Origin of the sequence: Burkholderia lata, from assembly GCF_902499025.1 — a bacterium.
GTDB lineage: Bacteria > Pseudomonadota > Gammaproteobacteria > Burkholderiales > Burkholderiaceae > Burkholderia > Burkholderia lata_C.
Genome location: NZ_CABVPW010000021.1, coordinates 94,662 through 114,178, shown reverse-complemented (window position 1 = coordinate 114,178; position 19,517 = coordinate 94,662). Strand labels below are relative to the sequence as shown.

Below are 19,517 nucleotides of genomic sequence, written 5' to 3'. Positions count from 1 at the left end.
TCATCGATACGCGCCGCATCTTTGGTTGCAACACCGGGGGGCCGCAGAACTGCTACAAACCGTCGTTCAACGTCCCGCGCAGTACCCGGCCCGCGCCGGCTGCGCACTCAACCCGCCGGCGCATGAACGCGCCGCGGCGCCCCCACGCGCCCCACTCACCCGGTCACCAATTCAGCGCCAAAGCGCGACGAAATCCCGACCAGCTGTTCGGCGGGCTGCGGCCGCGCGAACAGGAAACCCTGCACCTGATGGCAGCCGATCTCCTGCAGGAAAGCCAGCTGCTTTTCCGTCTCGACGCCCTCCATCACGACATCGAGCCCCAACGCGCGCCCCATTGCAACGATCGCGCGCACGATCGCGTCGTCCGTGCTGCCCGAACCGCAATCCGCGAGGAACGAACGATCGATCTTCAGCGTATCGACGGGCAGATCCTTCAGATACACCAGCGATGAATAGCCGGTCCCGAAATCGTCGATCGCCAGGCTGATCCCCCGCGTCGCCAGTTCGCGCAGCAGGATGCCGATTTCCTCGCGCGTGTTCATCGCCATGCTTTCGAGCAGCTCGAGTTGCAGGCATTCGGCCGGCAATGCGGTTTCGCTGAGGATGGTCGTCAGGTCGCTGAGGAAATGGTCGGTGAAGCATTGCCGCGCCGACACGTTCACCGATACCCGCCCGAACGCGAAGCCCTCGTCGAGCCAGCGGCGCGCCTGCCGGCAGGCTTCGCGCAGCACCCACCGGCCGATCGGGACGATCAGCGCAGACCGCTCCGCCAGCCCGATGAAGTCGCCCGGCGGCACCAGGCCCTTGCGCGGATGCATCCAGCGCAGCAGCGCCTCCACGCCGACGATCCGGCCGCTGGCCAGATCGTATTGCGGCTGGTAGAACAGGCGGAATTCGTTCTGCTCGAGCGCGCGGTGAAGCTCGCCGAGCGTCTCCAGCTGCTCCATCGCCGACGACGTCATCTTGCTCTCGAAGAACTGGAACACGTTCCTGCCGCGGCTCTTCGCGCCGTACATCGCCTGGTCCGCGAGCAGGATCAAGTGCTCCGCTTCGGTACCGTCGTCCGGATAGATGCTGATGCCGATGCTCGGCGTCACGAAGATCTCGCGACCGCCGATATCGATCGCCCGCCCCACTTCGTCCAGCAGCTTGCGTGCCACTCTCCCGACGTCGCGGACATCGTCGAACTCCTCGAGCACGAGCGCGAATTCGTCGCCGCCCATGCGCGCGACCGTGTCGTTCGCGCGCACGGTCGCGACGATGCGCCCCGCGACCATCTTCAGCACCTCGTCGCCGGCGTTGTGGCCGAGCGTGTCGTTGACCAGCTTGAAGCGGTCGAGATCGAGGTACATCACCGCGACCTTGCGTCCGAGCCGCTTCGCGTGAACGATCGCGTGTGCGAGCCGCTCCTCGAACAGCGCCCGGTTCGCGAGATCGGTGAGCACGTCGTGCGTGGCGAGATAGCCCAGCCGCTCCTCCGCCTGGCGCCGCTGCGTGATGTCGGAGAAGATCGCCGCATAGTGCGAGATCTCGCCTTCGTTGTCGCGAATGCTGGTGATCGTCAGGTATTCGAGAAACAGCTCGCCCGTCTTGCGGCGATTCCAGATTTCGCCTTGCCAATGGCCATCGGTCGTCAGCGAATGCCACAGCTGCTTGTAGAACTCGGGCGTCTGGCGCCCGGAACTCAGCAGGCCCGGGTCGCGCCCGATCACTTCGTCCTCGGTGTATCCGGTCAGGCGCGTGAACGCCTGATTGACGCGCTCGATCTTTGCGTGCCGGTCGGTCACCATGATGCCTTCGAGCGCCGATTCGAATACGCGATCCGCCATGCGCAGGTTGAAGCGCGCGAGACCCAGCGCTTCGTCGCGCTCGCGCAAGGCGCTGCGCAGCTCGTTCGCGTATTCGTGCTCGATGCTCTGCAGCACGTCCGCGAAACAGAGCAGCCCGGTCAGCCTGCCCGCCTCGTCCTGGATGCCGACGTGCCGCATATTGTGCTCGGTCATGAAGCGCTGCGCCGCATACAGGCTCTGCTTCGCAGTCAGCATCTGCAGCGGCTTGCTCGCGTAGGCGCCGACCGCGCCTTGAGCGCCGCCGTCCGCCAGCAGCCGGACGATGTCCCGTTCGGTCAGGATGCCGTGCTCGCCGTCGTCGTAGCCGACGAGGATCGCATCGAGTCGTTGCGTGCGCATCCGCTCGATGACCTCGTGCAGCATGACCTGCTCGGGCACGACGACGGGCGGATGGACGCGGATCGATTCGATCGGCTTCAGGTGCAGGAAGAATTCCGGCCCCTGGTTCACGACGACGTCGGTCTGCGTCAGCACGCCGATCGCGGCGCCATCCCGGACCACCACGAAGTGCCGCACGCCCGACTGCTTGAACTTCATCGCCGCTTCACCCAGCGGTGTATTGGCCTCGAGCGTCAGCACCGGATGGCTCATCACCTCGCTGACCGGTCGATCGAGCCCGTGCGGATTGTCGCCGGCCGACAGGGCATCATGCTCGGTCCAGATCCCGACGACCCGTTCATCCTCCATCACGACGATCGAGCTGCAACGCTCGGCGAACATGCGTCGTGCGACCTCCCGCACCGGCGTGGTGGGCGCGCAAGACAGAATCTGACGCGCGACGAGGCGCGCAATCGGAACATCGTAGCTGCTCGGATACATTCTCTAACCAAGACGAAAAAACCTCGCCGGCGCACTCCGATTCGGCAACCTGTGGGCTCGCCCGCGGCGACAAGCACGGTGCGATTGCACTTGCGTCGAATGGTTGCGTACTCATCGAAATCGCAAACGGGGAATTGACCCATCGTTTGACGCGTCGCGGCGGCGAGCGCGGCACATCGGCCCCGATACCGCATTCGACGATTCCTTGCCCGGCGGATCCACACGCCGGAGCGCCGCCCTCTCAGGGGCAGCCGCCCTGAGTTAACGACAGATCCGGACAAGAGTTGAGTGCTTTGGGGAAATTCAGGTTGCGCGCCGGCAAGGTGGGCGGCTGCGGGCCACGTGATACGTCGACTCTCCCGCGAGGCCGCCGCTTCACGGGCCTTTTCGTGCTTCACGCGTGCGGTGAGACGTCGCATGTCCTGGCGATCCCGCTCGTGGAGGGAGGAGCACCGTGAAGTCTGAGTGATCCAGGTGAGCATTTAGATCGGGCGGGCGGTTGCTTGCCGGCAAGTTTCTGACCCTCGGCTGAGCAACGGTCACGCGACAGGCCGATTCACCTCGAAGTCCGCCGGTTCCCAACGCACGGACATCGGCCCGAGCGGCCGGTCGGAGCGACTGCCCAGAAGTCTGATCGAGGCACGGTACCGACTGCTCATGATGTTCACGCAAAATGGCCGCGAGCGGTGCGGGACCTTCGGGGAAGATATGACAGGATCAAACGCAGCGCTTGACCCGCGATCCGCTAGTTGGCTTCCTGCCGGCAGCTGGGAAGGCGATGAAACACGATTGCCTCGCGCGCGTCGACTCGATCATTTTCGGATTCGGCTGCGCCGTGAAACGCTATTCTAAAAAACGAATGGGCCCCTGAATCGGAGCCCTTTCCTTTTGCGTTTACTCCGATTTTTGGTTTTGAGTCGCAGGAGTCGTTTGTGAGTTTTCCGGGATTTGGTTTGGAGGTGCAGGAGTGACCTTTGACCACCAGAGCCCGCCGACGATAGCGAGAACAACGAGAGACGCTCTTGCCCACACTGGAATATTCATCGACGAACCCAGAACGTCACGCACTTTGAAAAGCCCTTTGGCTATCGGCTGTGGTACGAGCTGCGCCCACCATTTTCCACCATTCCGCTTCTTTTCAAAATCGGTGATTTGGCCGACGATCGCAAGAATCTGCCAGATTGCAAGTGTGGGAACTATCATCTTCCACACCGCTGGCGGCACGTGAGCGCTGAAGCGATGATAGTTATAGAGTCCGGAGACTCCAACAACTACCCAAAAACTAGCCCAAGTAGCGAATTGGTTTTTCGGAGCTTGCTGCGCTTGCTGCGCTTGTTGCGTCTGTTGCGTCTGTTGCGTCTGTTGCGTTTGCGCTCGCACTTTATTCTCTAGCTTACGCTCAGGCTCCATTTCCATGCTCATTCTTTTTATCTCAAGAGAATTTATGGGAATACTCGAGTAAAGAGTATACACACCAACCGAATGATGGAAATAACGGCAACAACCATCTTTGCGTATTCTCTCAGATCGACGAATCGCATGCTCGCAACGGCCGACATTAGATTGACCACTTCATTTGTAAACCACGACGCCACTCGGCACGTTCGAGCAGCGTGTCGCGTGGCTCAATCCGGGTACTTGGTTCAAACTGCGCAAGAGGCAACTACACCTCTGGAGCGGACTTTTCCGTTTCGATAGATCGAACGGCAGATCAATTGAAGGAATTTTCAACCCACGACACTAGCGTGAGGTGTGGCTCTACGAGCAGAAACCTTCCTTGCCGGAGTAGCGCAACCACTACTCCGGACTCCCGAGCCGGCGATCAGAAGCCGTGGTACATGCCGATGTTGACTTGAACCTGGTTGCCGCCCGACGCGGTGTTGCCGAAGTCGGCAGCCGATGCCTGAGCACCCTGCGCATGAACGTACGCACCCATCGCGTACAGCGCAGTGCTCTTCGACAGCGAGTACGTCGCACCCAGCGACACCTGGTTGATCGACGCCATCGTGCGGCCTTCAGCGGCCAGCTTCGGCGTGGCTGCGGAACCGTAGACGTACGTGTACCCGGTCGCCAGCGACAGCGCCGGGTTGACCTGGTACTGCAGGAGGGCACCCAGCACGTTGAAGTGGATTGACGGTTGGCCCGCGTTGCCCTGGTACTGGGCGTTCGAGTAGCGCAAGCCCGCCGTGTACGGGCCCACCTGGTATTGCGTAGCGACTTGCGCGATGCCCGCGCTCTTGAACGCATTGCCGCCGTTGTAACCCGAACTCGGATAGCCCAGCGCCCCACCGAAACTCGGTTGCGCGGTTGCGTTCGTCCACCCGTTCGCACCCTGGTTGACAGCACGGAAGTAGCCGCCGGCGACCGTCAGACCACCCTGAGCGTAGTTCGCGGCCACCGACCACGACTGACCCGAACCCATCGAACCGGCAACGCCGCCGAACGAGTACGCGCCCTCAGCCTGGAAGCCGTGGTAGAGCGGCGAAATATACTTCACGGCGTTGTTCTGGTTCGTCGTGTTGTCGTTGTTGTCGACGTCGCCCGGGGTCGAGAATGTCGACGCCGAAATGGCGTCGCCCGTCAGGACCTGAACCATTTCCGTCACGGCGTCGAGCTGGCGCCCCAACCGCACGGTACCGTACTGATCGGAAGAGAGGCCCACGTAGGCCTGGCGGTTGAACAACGAACGCGTGGAACCGATGGGCCCCTGGCCGCCTATGCCGCCCGTACCGATGTTGAAGCCGTTTTCGATCTTGAAGATGGCCTTGAGACCGCCGCCGAGGTCTTCCGTCCCTCTGAGGCCCCACTTGTTCGAACCGGCGGCACCGCCATCGAGGCCGAACCTGCTATGGCCGTTGATGTTCGACGTGTATCCGATACCCGCATCGAGCATGCCATACAGGGTAATCGAAGACTGTGCCATTGCTGCCGACGATGCTGCGAAGGCGGCAACAGCGATAACGCTGACCTTGATTTTCTTGTTTTTCATCTGTATTTCACTGTCAGGAGTGGTTTCGGGATTGTTTGAAACGGTCTTGTTGTATTCGAATGCAGATGACGGCGCACGGCCTGCGCGTCGTCTCAGCCGCAACGGCTGACGTCATATTCACCAGATCGGCATATTTGACTCAATTATTTCGTCATCCTCAAAATTTCATGCAGGAAGGCGCCTCGCGTCTCGACCTATCCTGCATTCCCTCGATTGGAACCATTGCGGCGCCCCAACCTGGACGAAAGCCGCTTCCTTGCTTTCGTTGTCGCTCGAGCTACGCGGCATCGTGGATCGATCATGTCCGAATCCGCGAAGCCGAAAAACCCGAGCAGATCACCGCGCTGAGCCGAACGCTTCTCCGATGGCATTTCGAAGAAGTACTCCATCGTCATGTTCCAAGCTCGCGCGGTACCCGCGAGCGAGGTCAGCGATGACGAAATCACACCAGGCTCCACCTGCGACAACAGACGGCCTGGGAATACCAGCCGCCATCGCCCGTCGATCGAGCGCCCGCTCCAGCCGCTGGCAACGAGCGCGAACCTTTTCGCCGAACGCCAGCGCCGTCGGAGCGCGCTTTGCAGGTGCGAAAAACCATATCAGGAACATAAATCGTCGTCAAAATTTGTTTGATATAAGTTAATCGCGTCTGATAACCCTAAGCATTACCGGGATTTCCCTAATAGAAACCGGCACCAATGGAAGGGAAGGCGTTAGCGAGATACGCGCCGCCGCTCTGATGCACGATCGGGCAAAAACCGGGTGTCGAACGGGAGCGCCTCGTGGTAGTTACTGCCGATCCCTACCCTGACGTTGAGCCGTACCTGAAGTGGCGCGGGAAGCCGGTATTCCGGTTGGCATAGTGGGGAATCCATCCGTTGACACTCGAGATGCGATCCACTCTCTCGACGTGCTCGCAGATGTCGAGACTTCGTCTGCCTTATGGGCAGTCGAAAATCCGGATGTATGCTTCGTCGAACGCGTCGTTATCGAGACAGGTGGAATCGACCCGGCCGACATGGCATATCGAGAAGAGCGCTTGGCTGCTTCCAGTCCCTCAATGAATTCATCCCCCATTCGGCTCCGCGAGCACGTCCTGTCCGACGTCGACCGATATTGCGAATTGCAGATGAGTTCGCAAGTGGCCCGCTATGTGTCGTGGCTCCCGCGAACAAGAGCGCAATGTGAGCATGCGTTGGCCGATGCGATCGCCCAGCAACATTCCGCAGAGCGGATACGCTTCTTCTACGCCGTTGAATGTCTGCATGTGAAGGGGATGATCGGGAGTGTCGGGTACACGATCCGCGACTCGGCTTCGGCTGATTGCGGCTGGTTTTTGTTGCCTGACTTTTGGGGAAAGGGCTACGCGCCTCACGCGATTCGGGCGCTGCTCGTTCTCGCGTTCGGCACAGGCGGAATGGTGAGCATGACGGCGTCATGCTCGATCGAGAATCGTGCTTCTCTTCGCGTAGCCGAAAAATGCGGATTTCGCCTGATAGCCACGATCGGCGACCGATCCTACTTCGAAATCCGCAAGGAAGAGGTCATCTCCACGGCATGAAGATGTGAACATGCCGACGGCTCGAATCGTTGAATATTGGAGACGAATCGGCATCCGCCATCGGCGTCCTTGACCTTCGACGACACCGCACGATCTTCGTCGTCGGACTGTGTTCGGCCAGGAGCAGTGACTCGGAACACGTTCTTCAAAGCAGACATTGGTCGCCCAATTACTAAAGCATTCTGCGATCTTGCTTGGAAAAAATTGGGAGCCGTCACTCCAGCGGCTTGTATAACCGACGTGAGCCGGGATAAACTCCGCCGCTACATCCAACTCTTTTTTAAAAAGGAGGTAAATATGGTTTTGCTAGTGCGCCCACTGATGTTGGCACATTTGTTCAGCACATTCGCCTGCTCTTGCCTGAGTTCCATCGCGCTGCGATAACCCGGTCAGAGCAAAGCAGTCTCCTCCCGAGTCCTTTCTCGACTCAAAGGTTGTCGCCAGCGCTCCTGTTGACAGGGACAAACACGTCCCGAAAAAACGAGCGCAAGAGCATGACAACCCTGATTTCTGCACTTTCCTTGAAACTGGAAACCGGCCATGGCCCGCTATTCCAGGACCTTTCCTTTACTGTAAAACTTGGCGACCGCATCGGGCTGATCGGCCACAACGGCTGCGGCAAGAGCAGTCTGCTTGATGTATTGGCGGGCAGCCGCGAACCCAGCGTCGGTAGCGTGCAATACGCGGCGATGTGCCGCCTGCAACACGTCGAGCAGCATCTACCGCCGAGACTTGCCGACCTGACCACGCGAGAGGCGTTGCTGGAGAGCGTCGGCGAGCAACGGGCCGAGCATTGGCGGGTAGACAGTCTACTGGACGATTTGGAGTTGGCCACTGCGGCGGACACGTCCGTTTCCGACCTGAGCGGCGGGCAACACACGCGTCTGCTGCTGGGGCGTGCCGTACTGACGCAGCCGAATCTGCTGTTGCTCGATGAACCAAGCAATCACCTGGATCTACCCTCGCTATTGTGGCTGGAAGATTTCCTGCGCCGCTGGCAGGGTGGCTTCATCCTGGTATCGCACGACCCGCGGCTTCTGGATACCCTCAGCGACAAAAGCTGGATTCTGCGCGATCAGCGCTTGTACAGTTTCGATATGCCGTGCAGCCGGGCCCTGGTCGCATTGGCCCAGGCTGACGCAACGGCACAAGCGCGTCATGCAGGCGAGCAGAGCGAGATAGACCGGCTAGCCGCCAGCAGCAAACGTCTGGCCATCTGGGGGCGCGAGCACGACAATGAGAAACTGTCGCGCCAAGCCCGGTCCATGCAAAGGCGTGTCGAAAAACTGAAGGAAGACCAGACCTTTGTCAGTCGTGGCAGCCCGTGGCGCTTGAAGCTGCAAGGAAGACCATTGGCGGCGGACAGTCTGATGGCGTTTGAAGGCCTGCATGTACGCTCCCAGGCAGAAGAACCGATCCTGTTTGAGGTTCACGATTTGTGGTTGCGGCCAGGTGACAAGATCGCACTCCTGGGCAGCAATGGCACGGGCAAATCCTCGTTGCTGCGCCAGTGCTGGAGCGATCTGCAGCAGGGAGAAGCGCGCATTGGCTGGCGTTATCATCCAGCGGCGCGCATCGCCTACTACGATCAGTCATTGCATCAACTGGCCGACGATGCCACTTTGCCTGACGCGCTCTATAAATTTGCGCCAGTCGGCGACAAGGAGCGACGGCAGGCTTTGATTTCTGCCGGGTTTGCGTATGTCCGCCATGGTCAGACCGTGGCCACGCTGAGTGGCGGCGAGCGGGCGCGTCTGCTGTTTCTCGCGCTATCCATGGCCAGCTACCACCTGTTGTGGCTTGACGAGCCGACCAATCACCTCGATATGGAAGGCAAGTCCGAACTTGCAGCCGCGCTGGCGGCGTTCGATGGCGGTTTCATCCTGGTTTCGCACGACCGCGAATTGATCGAGCACAGTTGCAATCGCTTCTGGGCAATCCGTAACGGGCGCTTGCAAGAATGGCCGGATGCGGAAAGCGCGTATCGAAATCTGTTCGCCTCTCGTGATTCCACTGCACCCGAGCAGATTCCAGTCACACGGAACCACCCCGGCACTCAATCCGCCAGCAGTGACGCTGAGGCACAGTGGCAGCGTTGGTGTCAGTTGGAGACATTGCTGGCGGCAGAGCTCGCACGCAAACCGAAACATCAAAAGCCGCAACTGCAGGAACAGTGGCGAGAAGAAATGCGGCGACTGGAACAGGCGCTTGGGCTTTAACGCGTATGTGACGGGCGCGGTTCGCAGCAGCGCGGCGACGGCTGACTGGCTAGTTGCAGAGACTGGTTCGGTGCCTCTTGGTGCCGCCTGCCGCCCATATCCTGCGATTCCGCGCCCGCTTTCCGATCGAACGAGTGAGCCGAAATCGAAAAGCTCGAGCATCCCTTTCGGGGCGGCTACGGCCGCCCCTAAGCCCCCTCCCTTCCCCCCACCTGCCCAAGCACATACTCGACAAATCGAGTCAGCTTCGGCAGCGGCCGCCGATCATGCCGATACACGATATGGCCGGGATCGAAGGATTCGTACGCGCGGCCGCCTGCGATTTTCCACGTGGCATCCGGATCAACGCCGTGAGTCCGACCGTGCTGACCGAATCCATGGACCGATTCGGTCCGTTCTTCCCCGGCTGCGAGAGCGTGCCGGCGTCACGCGTGGCAATGGTGTATCGACGCAGCGTGGAAGGGGTGCATAGCGGTCGCGTATATCGGGTGGGTCACTGACGTTGAGGGCTCGCCCCGCGAGCCCGAATCCCGCGCGCCGCCGGCTGCCCCAGATTCCGCCACGCCATCACCGCGCCCACCACCAGCAGCAGCACCGAAACGATCAGCGCCCGCTCCATGCCATGCACAAACGCCACGCCCCCTGCCTCGCGAACGAAGAAACCAAACAACGCGACACCCATCACCCCGCCCACCTGCCGGGCCGTATTCAGCAACCCCGACGCCACACCTGACTGCGCGCCGCTCACCGCCGCGAGCGCCGCATCCGTGATGGTCGGTATCGTCAGCGCGATGCCGCTGCCTGCAAGCAGCATCGGGATCGCGAGCAACCCGTTGGATTGCGCAGCGATCGCCGGCCACATCGCCAGATAGCCGATCGCGGAAATCGACAATCCCGCCGTCGCCAGCGTGCGCGCCCCCAGCCTGCCGGTCAGTCGCCCGGCAACGATGCTCATGACCATCAGCACGCCCATCATCGGCAGAAACGCGACGCCCGTGCGCACGGGCGTCATGTGCCAGACCGACTGAAACAGCAGGCTCAACGTAAAGACGATGCCGTAGAAGACCAGGTTCGCGATCGCGCCGATCGCGATCGAACTGCGGACGATCCGGTCCTGCCACAACACGGCCGGCAGCATTGCGTCCGGATTGCGCGCTTCCAGCCGGACGAATGCGATGCCCAACCCGACGCACAACGCGAACGCACTCACGATGATTGGATTGCGCCACCCCAGCGCGCTGATCTCGGTCGACGCGAACGTGAGCGCCGCCAGCGCGAACGCACCGGTCAGCTGTCCGGGAAGATCCAGGCGCCTGCCGCGCTGCGCTTTCGTGTCGGGCGCATACCGCCATGTCATCCAGATACCGGCCAGGCCGACCGGCACGTTGACCAGGAAAATGCTGCGCCAGCCGACCGCCGCAATGAGCAATCCGCCGGCCAGGGGCCCCGCTGCCAGTGCAATTCCGCCGCCGGCGCCCCACCAGCCGATCGCGCGGCTGCGCGCCGCCGCGTCGTCGAATGCGAGGCGCAGCACGGCCAGCGAGTTCGGCACCAGCAGCGACGCGCCGATCCCCTGAACGAGACGCCAGGCGATCAACGCGCCCATGGAATGCGCCATGCCGCAGCCGATCGACGACAGCGTGAAGATCGCGTAACCGGCGATGAACACGCGCTTTGCACCAAGCCGGTCGCCGAGGGCGCCCGCCATCAGCAAGGTCGCCGCGAACACGAGCGCATACGCGTTGACGACCCATTGCAGGTCGGTGAGCGCTGCGCCAAAGGCCGTTCGCAACGCATCGAGCGCCACGTTGACGACGCTGACGTCGATCAGGACGACAGCAAAACCGAGGCACGCCGCCGTTTGAACGAGCCGCGGGTGATGTGTGGATGATGTCTGCATCGGCAATCCTTCGCATTCGGAGGATTGAAGCGTAGAGGATCGCCTTCTGTGCGAATATTCCGCAAAACGACACAGCAACCTGGAGAAAATGCACCGATGTTCGACTGGGAAAACCTGCGTTACTTCGTTGCCGTCGCACAAGCGGGGAGTCTTTCTGCGGCCGCCAGGCGGTTGAATGTCGACCATGCGACAGTCAGCCGCCGCCTGGCCGCACTCGAAACCGAATTGAAGATGCGCGTGATCGACAGGCTGCCGCGCGCGTGCCGGCCGACCGCCGCCGGCCGGCAGATTCTCGAGTACGCCGAGAAAATGGAGGAGCACGCATTTGCGATCGAGCGCCTCGCGCTCACGGAGCACCTGCCGATGCACGGCACCGTGACGATCAGCGTGCCGCCCGTGCTCGCCAACAATTTCTTCGCGAATCATCTGCATGCGTTCGCGCAATTGCATCCGGGCATTCGGCTGTCGATGGCCAGCCAGGCACAAAGTGTGTCGCTCGCCCGTCGTGAAGCGGATATCGCCGTGCGCCTGTTCCGTCCCGAGGAACCGCAAAACGTCACGCGCAAGCTGGGCGAGATGGCGTTCGGGCTCTATGCGAGTCGCGACTATGCGCACGTGTCGACGCCCGACGATTGGGCCTTCATCTGCTACGACGCGCAATTCGCGGAAATGCCGCATCAGAAGTGGCTCGAGTCGATCGCTCGAGGCCGCCGCATCGCCTGCGAAGTCAGCGATATCACGACGCAGCAGGTAGCGGCCCGCACGGGCATCGGTGTGGCGGGCCTGCCCGTGTTCATGGGCGACAGCGATCCCGGGTTGCAGCGCCTGCCGTTCGACGGGGAACCATACTCCCGCGACATCTGGCTGGTCGTGCACGCCGATCTCAGGCATTCGCCGTCGATTCGCGCGGCGATCGACTTTATCGCGGACATGACAGGCAAAACCTTCGCACCGCATTCCGGACAGTCGTGACGCCCATCAAGGCGCGCTGCGATTCACGATATCAGGCTTGCCGCGCGGGTTCGTACCTGAAATAGCACAGGTTGAAATACCAGTACGGATCGGAGATCGGAAGGTCCTCGCTCGGCCGCTCCCGATTCGGCCATCGAGAGACCTTTCGCAAATTGAAATGCTTCGGATCGGGCCAGCCGAACGCATGGAAGATGCGCTCGGCCAGTTCATCTTCGATGCTGTTGCGGAACTTCCATTTCCCCAGGAAGTGAAAGAACATCATGACCACGGCACCTGCGACGAGTGCCCCTCCCAGCATGATCGCGAAGTCTCCGATACTGCCTTCCCCACGAATGAAATCGATCCCCAGGAAGACGGCCATGATCAACTCCATGAACACGAAGAACCCCAGCGTGCCCTTGCGCTCGAATCGGCCACGCGCCTTCGTACCCATGACCGCATTCGGGTAGATCGCGACCACGGCGTCCGAATCGCGCTGGACGGCGTAGGCGAAATAGCGGTTCTCGCCGATTTTTTCCGCCACGACCTTGACCTCGTCTCCACGGTGCATCGGCATCATCCACAGCACGCCGCGGAAATGATTTCCGTCCATCTCGAACTCCACCCAGTCCGCTTCGTCTTTCCAGCTCGATGCGTCGGTCGCATCGACCATGACCTGCGCCTGGGCGCCCATGCCCATCAACGTAGCGGCAATCGCGGTCGCACCCACGACGCCTGCTGGCGGCGGAGGAATACGCGACGGGGCTGCCGCGCGCTTTTTCGACACATTGGCCAACGTGCCGCGCAACAGAACCAGATTGTCCTTCCACCCCGGCAATTGACCTTCCAGCGTCCCGGCTTCACGCTGGGCCGCGATCAACGCCTGCAATTCGTCTTCCATCAGCCGCTCCATGAAGTGACGATCCACCCGCCCGTCTGTCGTGGTATTTCGTCAGCGTGCGCTTTGAAATTGTGCCATTGCGTGGTCGGTACCCACGTCGTTTTGGCTCACGGCGGAATTTCCATGCATCTCGGCAGCAAGCGCAGGGAGGCAAATTCGGGTGCAGTAGAATAACTCGCGAAATTTCGGCGCGTGGCGACTCGAAGCGGGGAAAATGCGGGCGACCGGTAAAGCAGGCCTCGAGCCCAAATAAACCGAATCAATAACGGCAGAGCACCATGAGAGAAAAGACAACCACAGTCGAGTCACGTTACTTGAGAATATCCAGATGGCTTGCACTGGCGCCGATTGGTGCGTTGCTGGCTGGTTGCCCGCCCATGATCGTGCCGAATGTTCAGACACAACGATACGACAAGGTTTATCACTTTTCCGCCGACCCGCATCCGTGGCTGACGCTGGAACATGAAGACATCAGCCTTTACCTGTATCAGCAATGCGACAACCCGCCGAACGAGTGTCTCCGGCAGAGTCTGGTTGCATTGAAGGGCGGGACGCCACCAGACTGGAAAAACCTTCTGGATGCCCGCGAGGTCAGCTGGAGAATGCAAGGTGCGAATTTACCGATGCGCCGCCCACTCTCTGCGTATGTGCCCGGCACGCAATATCGCTTGATGGGTTCTTTTGACAATTACCCGGAAATCGTGTTTTCGATTCCGAAGAACCTGACCGATCACAGGAACTACGACAAGGCCGACAACGACAATCGCTACGTCAAGATCGAGGAGTTCAACACGCTCGCCTACCCGCAAGACCTGAACGTGAAGCTGGTGATCTATGACGACACGCATCAGTGGATTTTCATCGATCAACCGAAATTCAATTCGGACAGAAGCGACAACCCCACCGACCTGTTCATACCAGCCAAACTGTTTCGCTTCGAAGCCAGCGACGATGCACGCCTGAATCAACCCATGGCGCTCTACTACGTCTCGCCCGCGACGACGCCCATCGGCTATCGCGTCGTATCCGGCAAGGCAGCGGAATCGTGGGTCGATAAATACAGGATCAAACATCCCGCCCGCCAGATCGGGCTGGCCGATGTCACGTTTCCTTCAGCGCCACTTGAGCTGGATACCCGCACGGTGGATAGCAGGACCGCGTCCGGCAAGCCGACCCTGCAATGCCACTACGGCTACACCCAGTTCAACCTTGGCTGGATGGATGCAGCCCAGCATGGCGCACCGTCGGAGACCGAACGGAAAAGCTGCGAGCCCTATCGAGATCCGGCAGGGACAAAGGGATAATCGAGGCTGCATCACCGAACGTTTCGCTGCCGACTGGCCCGGGCGGGCCGGCGGCAGCCGATCGTGCACTTCGCCAACCGCCCGCCATCAAGCCACCGCCCTCAACCACCCCAGCAATTCCGCCGGCGCACTCCCGGCCGCCACCGGTTCCGGCGTCAACAAGCAGTAATGCGAACCATCCTCGACGAACCCCATCGGCGCGACCAGTACACCGCTTTCGATGTCGTCGCGAACGAGGTGCCACGGGCCGATCGCGACGCCGAGCCCCGCGACGGCCGCCTGCAGGCTGAAGTAGAAGTGGTCGAACATCTGCCCGCGCCCGCCTGCGACTGGCTGATTCGCCGCGACCGACCATGCCTTCCATGCGTCCGGCCGGGTCCGCGTATGCAATTGCGGCACGTCCGCCTTCAACGTCCGATTGCCGCGTCGCGCGGCAAACCACCCAGCGACTTTATCCGGCCGGCAAACCGGCCCCACCCGCTCGTCGAACAGACGCGCCGCGTGATAACCCGCTGGCCACCCAAAGTCATTGCGTCGAATCGCCATGTCGATGCCGCTGTCGAATGAAAACGGGCCGCCCGCCGCGGCCAGGTGAATGTCGACACCCGCATGTCGTGCCTGAAAATCCGGCCAGCGCGGAATCAACCAGCGCATCAGGAGCGTCGGCTCGCACGACAGGACCCAGCGCCTTGCCCGCGCAGCCTCGGTGCGCAATTCCTGCGCGGCGTGACGCATCAGCCCCAGTCCGTCATGGACGGCCTGCGCCAGCTTGCGGCCCGCATCGGTCAGGAACACACGACGGCTGCGCCGCTGGAACAGCGCCACGCCCAGGTCGTCCTCGAGCAAGCGCACCGCGCGGCTGACCGCGCCGTGGGTCAGGCACAGCTCGTCGGCGGCACGGCTGAAATTCTCGTGACGCGCCGCCGCCTCGAAGCAGCGCAGCGCCATCAGCGACGGCAGGTGGGTGCGAACGGATTGTGAGTCAATCTCACCATTCTGGTCAGAAATCATCGTTTTTCCCGATGAAACATGACCCATAAGATTGCGCTATCCAGCCATCAATCGCAAGGACAACACGATGACCGAACTGATAGTTGTAATCACCATCACGCTGCTGGCCGTGATCAGCCCGGGGCCGGATTTCGCGATGGTCACGCGCAACAGCCTGATGCTGTCGCGCCGCTCGGGTGTGCTCACCGCGCTGGGTATCGGGCTCGGCGTGACGGTGCACGTGAGCTACACGCTGCTGGGCGTCGGCCTGCTGATCCGCCAGTCGCTGTGGCTGTTCAATGCCGTCAAGCTGGTCGGCGCGATCTACCTGATCTACCTCGGCGTGAAGATGCTCATGACGAAGGCGGGCAACGGGCAGCCCGACACACGAGTCGCGCCGCTGTCCGACCTGGCCGCGCTGCGCACCGGCTTCCTGACCAATGCGCTGAACCCCAAGACCACGGTGTTCATCGTCAGCCTGTTCATGCAGGCCGTGCGGCCCGACACGCCGTTGATCGTGCAGATCGGCTACGGCGCGTTCATCGCTCTCGCACATGCCGGCTGGTTCAGCCTGGTGGCCCTGTGCTTTTCCGCTACGGCCGTCCGTGATCGCCTGCTGGCGCTGCGCCACTGGATCGACCGCACCTTCGGATGCCTGCTCGTGGGCTTCGGCGTCGCGCTGGCCATCGCGCGCGGCGGGCGTTGATTCGAAACGGCGCGCCGCGTGCCGATGCAACGATCGTGCACGCTTCGCCGGCGCGCCGAATGCGCCGCACGGTCGCTCTAGAACGTGCGCGCGATCGTGCGGGCTTCGTCGATCGCGCGACTGCGATCGACCTTTCCGTCGGGACCGAACAAGGTGCGCTCGACGACAATCCCGGTGACGTCCTTCACGCCCACGAACCTGAGCCAGGTCTCCATGTACGGGCGCTGAAGATCGAATTCGGCAGCCGGCGTAAATGAGCCCGGCGACTGATAGCCGAGCCCGCGCGCGTAGATCACCGCCGCCTTTTTCCCGGCCAGCTTGCCGGCGAAACCTGCGCCGTCGAACGTGAACAGCACGTCCTTCTGCGAGATCGCATCGATCAGGTGCTTGAGTTTGTACGGAATGCTGAAATTCCACAGCGGCACGCCGAACAGGAGCTTGTCCGCTGCGTGGAACGGTGCCGCGAGCTGCTCGATCCGTTGCCATGCCGTCGCCTGAGCCGGCGTCAACGCTTTGCCGCTCAGTCCCGCATATTTCGCGGCCAGCGCGGCTTCATCGAATTCGGGTATCGCCAGATTCCAGATGTCGAGCTTCTGTATCTCGTGATCGGGATGCGTGTGCCGGTAAGTATCGAGAAAGGCATTGCATACGTCGATGGATGCCGAATAGTCCTTGTTGGGTGAGCCTTCGATGTAGAGCACGCGTGTCATGAAACCGGTCCTTGCCGAAAGTGACGGCGACGCGCGGGATGCGCGGTCGCCCACTGCACTTCGCAGCCTATCGGATCGACCTATAATCCGGAAACGATATGAATTGATTGAATTAACCCGAATTGGTGATTAATGAACCCACCCCTCGACACGTCACTGCTTCATACGTTTATCGCGATCGCCGACGTGCGGAGCTTCACCGGCGCAGGTCGCAGGCTGAATCTCAGCCAATCCGCGGTCAGCGCCCAGATCGTTCGTCTCGAGGAGCAGGTCGGCCGGGCGCTGCTCGTGCGCAATACGCGCAGCGTAGCGCTCACCGAGCATGGCCAGATGCTGCTCGGCTACGCACGCGCGATGCTCAACCTGAGCGAGGAAGCGAGGGTGAAACTGGGCACCGGCAAGGCCGTCGATGTCACGCTGCGTATCGGTGCATCGGAGGATTTCGCGGGAGGCTGGCTGCCCGACGTGATGCGCCGCCATGGCGCCGCGCGGCGCGGCTTGCGGCTGGCTCTGACGGTCGACGTCGGCGACAGCCTGTTTCAACGGCACGCCAACGGCGAATTCGATCTCGTGATCGGCAGCCGGTGCGCGCACATGGGCCAGGGCGTGACGTTGTGGCGAGAGCCGCTCGTCTGGGCGTTTGCGCGCCATGAGCCGCTGCCGGAAGGCGATGTGCCGCTCGCGTGCTTCCCCGATCCGTGCCCGTACCGGGGCGCTGCCATCAAGGCGCTCGCGCTCGCCGGCATGCGCTATCGCATTGCCTGCGAAAGCCCGAGCGTCACGGGCATCCGCACGTTCGCACGCGCCGGCATCGCGATCGCGCCGGTACCGCGCAGTGCGATCGACGACACGCTCCGCGAGTTGGGCGTGTCCGAAGGCTTGCCGGCGCTGCCGGAAATGGAATTCGTGATGATGCATGACGCGGAGATGCCGGCCGCCGTCGAATTTGCCGCGACGATTGTCGATGAAACCGCCATTCGCAACGGGGCCGGCACGCGCAGCAGGCCTTAGCGGGCATCCTTCACGGTCGACGCTCGCTCCAGGCACTCACCCACGCATGCGCCTTCGACCGCAACGGCGCGCTGCTGGCGAAACAGCCGCGCGCCGGTCGCGGTGCGTCGTCGGTCTCAGCGCTTCGCGCTCAATCCCGCCCGCACGCCCTCCGGTTCCCGGCTGCGCCCGAGCAGCGCCGCCAGCGACAGATCCGCGATCTTGCCGAACGGCGCGCGCAGCAGGCTCGGCAGATTCCAGCGCCCCAGCACGAACACGCCCTTGGCATGGCTCATCGCACGGAATCCCTCGATGCCGTGATACGCGCCCATCCCGCTCGGACCGACGCCGCCGAACGGCAGGTCTTCCTGCGCGACATGCAGGAGCGTGTTGTTGATGCCGACGTTGCCCGACGTGGTGCGCTTCAGCAGCGACTCGCAGTCGCTGTCCTGCGCGCCGAAGTAATACAGCGCGAGCGGACGCGGACGCGCATTCACGTAGTCGACGACTTCGTCGATCGTGCGATACGTGCGCACCGGCAGGATCGGCCCGAAGATTTCTTCCTGCATGACGGTGGTATCGTCGTCGGCCCCGACGATCAGCGTGGGGGCGAGCGTCCGCTTGCGGGTCGCTGCCTGCTGCGGATTCACGCCCGCCTCGATCACGCGCGCGCCCTTGCTGCGCGCTTCGTCGACGAGACCTTTCAGGCGATCGAAATGCCGGTCGCTGACGATCGACGTGTAGTCCGGGCTGGTCGGCCCGTCCGGATAGAAGCGCGCGACGGCCGCATCGTATTGCGCGACGAACGCGTCCAGGTCGTCCTCATGCACCAGCGCATAGTCGGGCGCCACGCAGGTCTGCCCGCCGTTCGACAGCTTGCCGAACACGATGCTGGACATCGTCCGGCCATCGACATGCCCTCTCGCGACGATCGCCGGGCTCTTGCCGCCGAGTTCGAGCGTCACCGGCACCAGGTTGTCGCTGGCCGCCTTCATGACCTTTCGGCCCACCTGGGTGCTGCCGGTGAACAGCAGATGATCGAACGGCAAGCCGCTGAAGGCGGCGCCGACTTCCGGGCCGCCGAGCACGACCGCGACTTCTTCGATGGGGAAAGTCTCCGCGAGCATCCGGCGCATCACCTCGCTGGTGCGCGGCGTCAGTTCCGACGGCTTGAGCATCGCGCGATTGCCCGCGGCCAGCGCGGTCGCCAGCGGAATGAACGTGAGCGCGAACGGGTAATTCCACGGGGCCATCACGCCGATGACACCCAGCGGCTGGTATTCCACGTGCGCCTGCCCGGCCCGATAAAAGATCCCGACGTGCCGCCGCTGCGGCTTCGTGAAACGGCGCAGGTTGCGCGTCAGGTAGTCGATCGCCTGGATCACGCCGACCAGTTCCATGATCGCGGTCTCGTGCCGCGAGCGATGCCCGAAATCCGCGCTGACCGCCTCCTCCACTTCGCTGCGATACGCCAGCACCGCGGCGCGCAACCGCGCGAGCCGGGCCTTGCGCTGCTGCACGCTCGGCGGCCCCTCGCTGACGAATGCGTTGCGCTGGCGGGCCAGCAACACCGCCGGGTCGAAGCTCGAGCTGGATTCTGCGGAAACGGCCATGGTGCACCTCACGA

General features: G+C 62.2%; 14 protein-coding genes and 1 pseudogene. 7 read left to right on the top strand and 8 right to left on the bottom strand.

The window, feature by feature from the left end; all coding sequences use genetic code 11:
• Nucleotides 1-155: 155 nt before the first annotated feature.
• The 3 genes from BDI24065_RS21620 to BDI24065_RS21610 form a co-directional block, all read right to left on the bottom strand.
• Nucleotides 156-2,669: an EAL domain-containing protein gene (locus tag BDI24065_RS21620; protein ID WP_175032990.1), complete on the bottom strand. Its 2,514-nt coding sequence runs from the start codon at nucleotides 2,667-2,669 to the stop codon at nucleotides 156-158.
• Nucleotides 2,670-3,563: 894 nt separating this feature from the next.
• Nucleotides 3,564-4,091 (bottom strand): hypothetical protein, encoded by a 528-nt coding sequence (locus BDI24065_RS21615; protein ID WP_175032989.1) that lies wholly within the window; start codon nucleotides 4,089-4,091, stop codon nucleotides 3,564-3,566.
• Between the two features lie 400 nt (nucleotides 4,092-4,491).
• On the bottom strand, nucleotides 4,492-5,658 hold the full coding sequence (locus tag BDI24065_RS21610) for a porin (RefSeq protein ID WP_175033034.1): 1,167 nt from the start codon (nucleotides 5,656-5,658) through the stop codon (nucleotides 4,492-4,494).
• A 1,060-nt stretch (nucleotides 5,659-6,718) separates the two neighbouring features.
• On the opposite strand from BDI24065_RS21610, the gene BDI24065_RS21605 reads away from it, so the two are divergent.
• The 3 genes and pseudogenes from BDI24065_RS21605 to BDI24065_RS41090 form a co-directional block, all read left to right on the top strand.
• Complete coding sequence (locus BDI24065_RS21605) at nucleotides 6,719-7,219, top strand: GNAT family N-acetyltransferase (RefSeq protein ID WP_175032988.1); 501 nt, start codon at nucleotides 6,719-6,721, stop codon at nucleotides 7,217-7,219.
• Nucleotides 7,220-7,713: 494 nt separating this feature from the next.
• A complete protein-coding gene (locus BDI24065_RS21600; RefSeq protein ID WP_175032987.1) occupies nucleotides 7,714-9,438 on the top strand; it encodes an ABC-F family ATP-binding cassette domain-containing protein in 1,725 nt (574 codons plus the stop codon).
• Nucleotides 9,439-9,722: 284 nt separating this feature from the next.
• Nucleotides 9,723-9,938: pseudogene (locus BDI24065_RS41090) on the top strand (short chain dehydrogenase); the annotation flags it as partial.
• Here BDI24065_RS41090 and BDI24065_RS21595 read toward each other — a convergent pair.
• Complete coding sequence (locus BDI24065_RS21595) at nucleotides 9,932-11,524, bottom strand: MFS transporter (protein ID WP_254609827.1); 1,593 nt, start codon at nucleotides 11,522-11,524, stop codon at nucleotides 9,932-9,934. The pseudogene BDI24065_RS41090 and the gene BDI24065_RS21595 sit on opposite strands and share 7 nt — an antisense overlap.
• On the opposite strand from BDI24065_RS21595, the gene BDI24065_RS21590 reads away from it, so the two are divergent.
• Nucleotides 11,435-12,310: a LysR family transcriptional regulator gene (locus tag BDI24065_RS21590; RefSeq protein WP_175032986.1), complete on the top strand. Its 876-nt coding sequence runs from the start codon at nucleotides 11,435-11,437 to the stop codon at nucleotides 12,308-12,310. The two genes, BDI24065_RS21595 and BDI24065_RS21590, sit on opposite strands and share 90 nt — an antisense overlap.
• Before the next feature lie 31 nt (nucleotides 12,311-12,341).
• Here BDI24065_RS21590 and BDI24065_RS21585 read toward each other — a convergent pair whose 3' ends face one another.
• A complete protein-coding gene (locus BDI24065_RS21585) occupies nucleotides 12,342-13,190 on the bottom strand; it encodes a putative type VI secretion system effector (protein ID WP_175032985.1) in 849 nt (282 codons plus the stop codon).
• A 278-nt stretch (nucleotides 13,191-13,468) separates the two neighbouring features.
• Between BDI24065_RS21585 and BDI24065_RS21580 the strand changes: the two genes are divergently transcribed.
• Nucleotides 13,469-14,494: a hypothetical protein gene (locus BDI24065_RS21580; protein WP_175032984.1), complete on the top strand. Its 1,026-nt coding sequence runs from the start codon at nucleotides 13,469-13,471 to the stop codon at nucleotides 14,492-14,494.
• Between the two features lie 87 nt (nucleotides 14,495-14,581).
• Here the strand turns inward: BDI24065_RS21580 and BDI24065_RS21575 are convergent, their stop codons facing one another.
• Entirely contained in the window at nucleotides 14,582-15,505 is a 924-nt protein-coding gene (locus BDI24065_RS21575; protein ID WP_175032983.1) for a LysR family transcriptional regulator, read from the bottom strand.
• A 67-nt stretch (nucleotides 15,506-15,572) separates the two neighbouring features.
• On the opposite strand from BDI24065_RS21575, the gene BDI24065_RS21570 reads away from it, so the two are divergent.
• Nucleotides 15,573-16,190 (top strand): LysE family translocator, encoded by a 618-nt coding sequence (locus tag BDI24065_RS21570; RefSeq protein ID WP_175032982.1) that lies wholly within the window; start codon nucleotides 15,573-15,575, stop codon nucleotides 16,188-16,190.
• Between the two features lie 77 nt (nucleotides 16,191-16,267).
• Here BDI24065_RS21570 and BDI24065_RS21565 read toward each other — a convergent pair whose 3' ends face one another.
• Nucleotides 16,268-16,900 (bottom strand): FMN-dependent NADH-azoreductase, encoded by a 633-nt coding sequence (locus BDI24065_RS21565; protein ID WP_175032981.1) that lies wholly within the window; start codon nucleotides 16,898-16,900, stop codon nucleotides 16,268-16,270.
• A 132-nt stretch (nucleotides 16,901-17,032) separates the two neighbouring features.
• Here BDI24065_RS21565 and BDI24065_RS21560 point away from each other — a divergent pair, with 132 nt between their 5' ends.
• Nucleotides 17,033-17,911, top strand: coding sequence for a LysR substrate-binding domain-containing protein (locus BDI24065_RS21560; RefSeq protein WP_175032980.1), 879 nt, complete (start codon nucleotides 17,033-17,035; stop codon nucleotides 17,909-17,911).
• A gap of 116 nt (nucleotides 17,912-18,027) precedes the next feature.
• Here BDI24065_RS21560 and BDI24065_RS21555 read toward each other — a convergent pair whose 3' ends face one another.
• Nucleotides 18,028-19,503 carry a coniferyl aldehyde dehydrogenase gene (locus tag BDI24065_RS21555; RefSeq protein WP_175032979.1) on the bottom strand — a complete coding sequence of 492 codons (1,476 nt, stop codon included), beginning with the start codon at nucleotides 19,501-19,503 and terminating at the stop codon, nucleotides 18,028-18,030.
• Between the last annotated feature and the right edge of the window lie 14 nt (nucleotides 19,504-19,517).

Coding starts and splice junctions, on each gene's coding strand:
- BDI24065_RS21620 (WP_175032990.1), bottom strand. CDS start 2,669: ATGTATCCGAGCAGCTACGATGTTCCGATTGCGCGCCTCGTCGCGCGT.
- BDI24065_RS21615 (WP_175032989.1), bottom strand. CDS start 4,091: ATGAGCATGGAAATGGAGCCTGAGCGTAAGCTAGAGAATAAAGTGCGA.
- BDI24065_RS21610 (WP_175033034.1), bottom strand. CDS start 5,658: ATGAAAAACAAGAAAATCAAGGTCAGCGTTATCGCTGTTGCCGCCTTC.
- BDI24065_RS21605 (WP_175032988.1), top strand. CDS start 6,719: ATGAATTCATCCCCCATTCGGCTCCGCGAGCACGTCCTGTCCGACGTC.
- BDI24065_RS21600 (WP_175032987.1), top strand. CDS start 7,714: ATGACAACCCTGATTTCTGCACTTTCCTTGAAACTGGAAACCGGCCAT.
- BDI24065_RS21590 (WP_175032986.1), top strand. CDS start 11,435: ATGTTCGACTGGGAAAACCTGCGTTACTTCGTTGCCGTCGCACAAGCG.
- BDI24065_RS21595 (WP_254609827.1), bottom strand. CDS start 11,524: ATGGTCGACATTCAACCGCCTGGCGGCCGCAGAAAGACTCCCCGCTTG.
- BDI24065_RS21585 (WP_175032985.1), bottom strand. CDS start 13,190: ATGGAAGACGAATTGCAGGCGTTGATCGCGGCCCAGCGTGAAGCCGGG.
- BDI24065_RS21580 (WP_175032984.1), top strand. CDS start 13,469: ATGAGAGAAAAGACAACCACAGTCGAGTCACGTTACTTGAGAATATCC.
- BDI24065_RS21575 (WP_175032983.1), bottom strand. CDS start 15,505: ATGATTTCTGACCAGAATGGTGAGATTGACTCACAATCCGTTCGCACC.
- BDI24065_RS21570 (WP_175032982.1), top strand. CDS start 15,573: ATGACCGAACTGATAGTTGTAATCACCATCACGCTGCTGGCCGTGATC.
- BDI24065_RS21565 (WP_175032981.1), bottom strand. CDS start 16,900: ATGACACGCGTGCTCTACATCGAAGGCTCACCCAACAAGGACTATTCG.
- BDI24065_RS21560 (WP_175032980.1), top strand. CDS start 17,033: ATGAACCCACCCCTCGACACGTCACTGCTTCATACGTTTATCGCGATC.
- BDI24065_RS21555 (WP_175032979.1), bottom strand. CDS start 19,503: ATGGCCGTTTCCGCAGAATCCAGCTCGAGCTTCGACCCGGCGGTGTTG.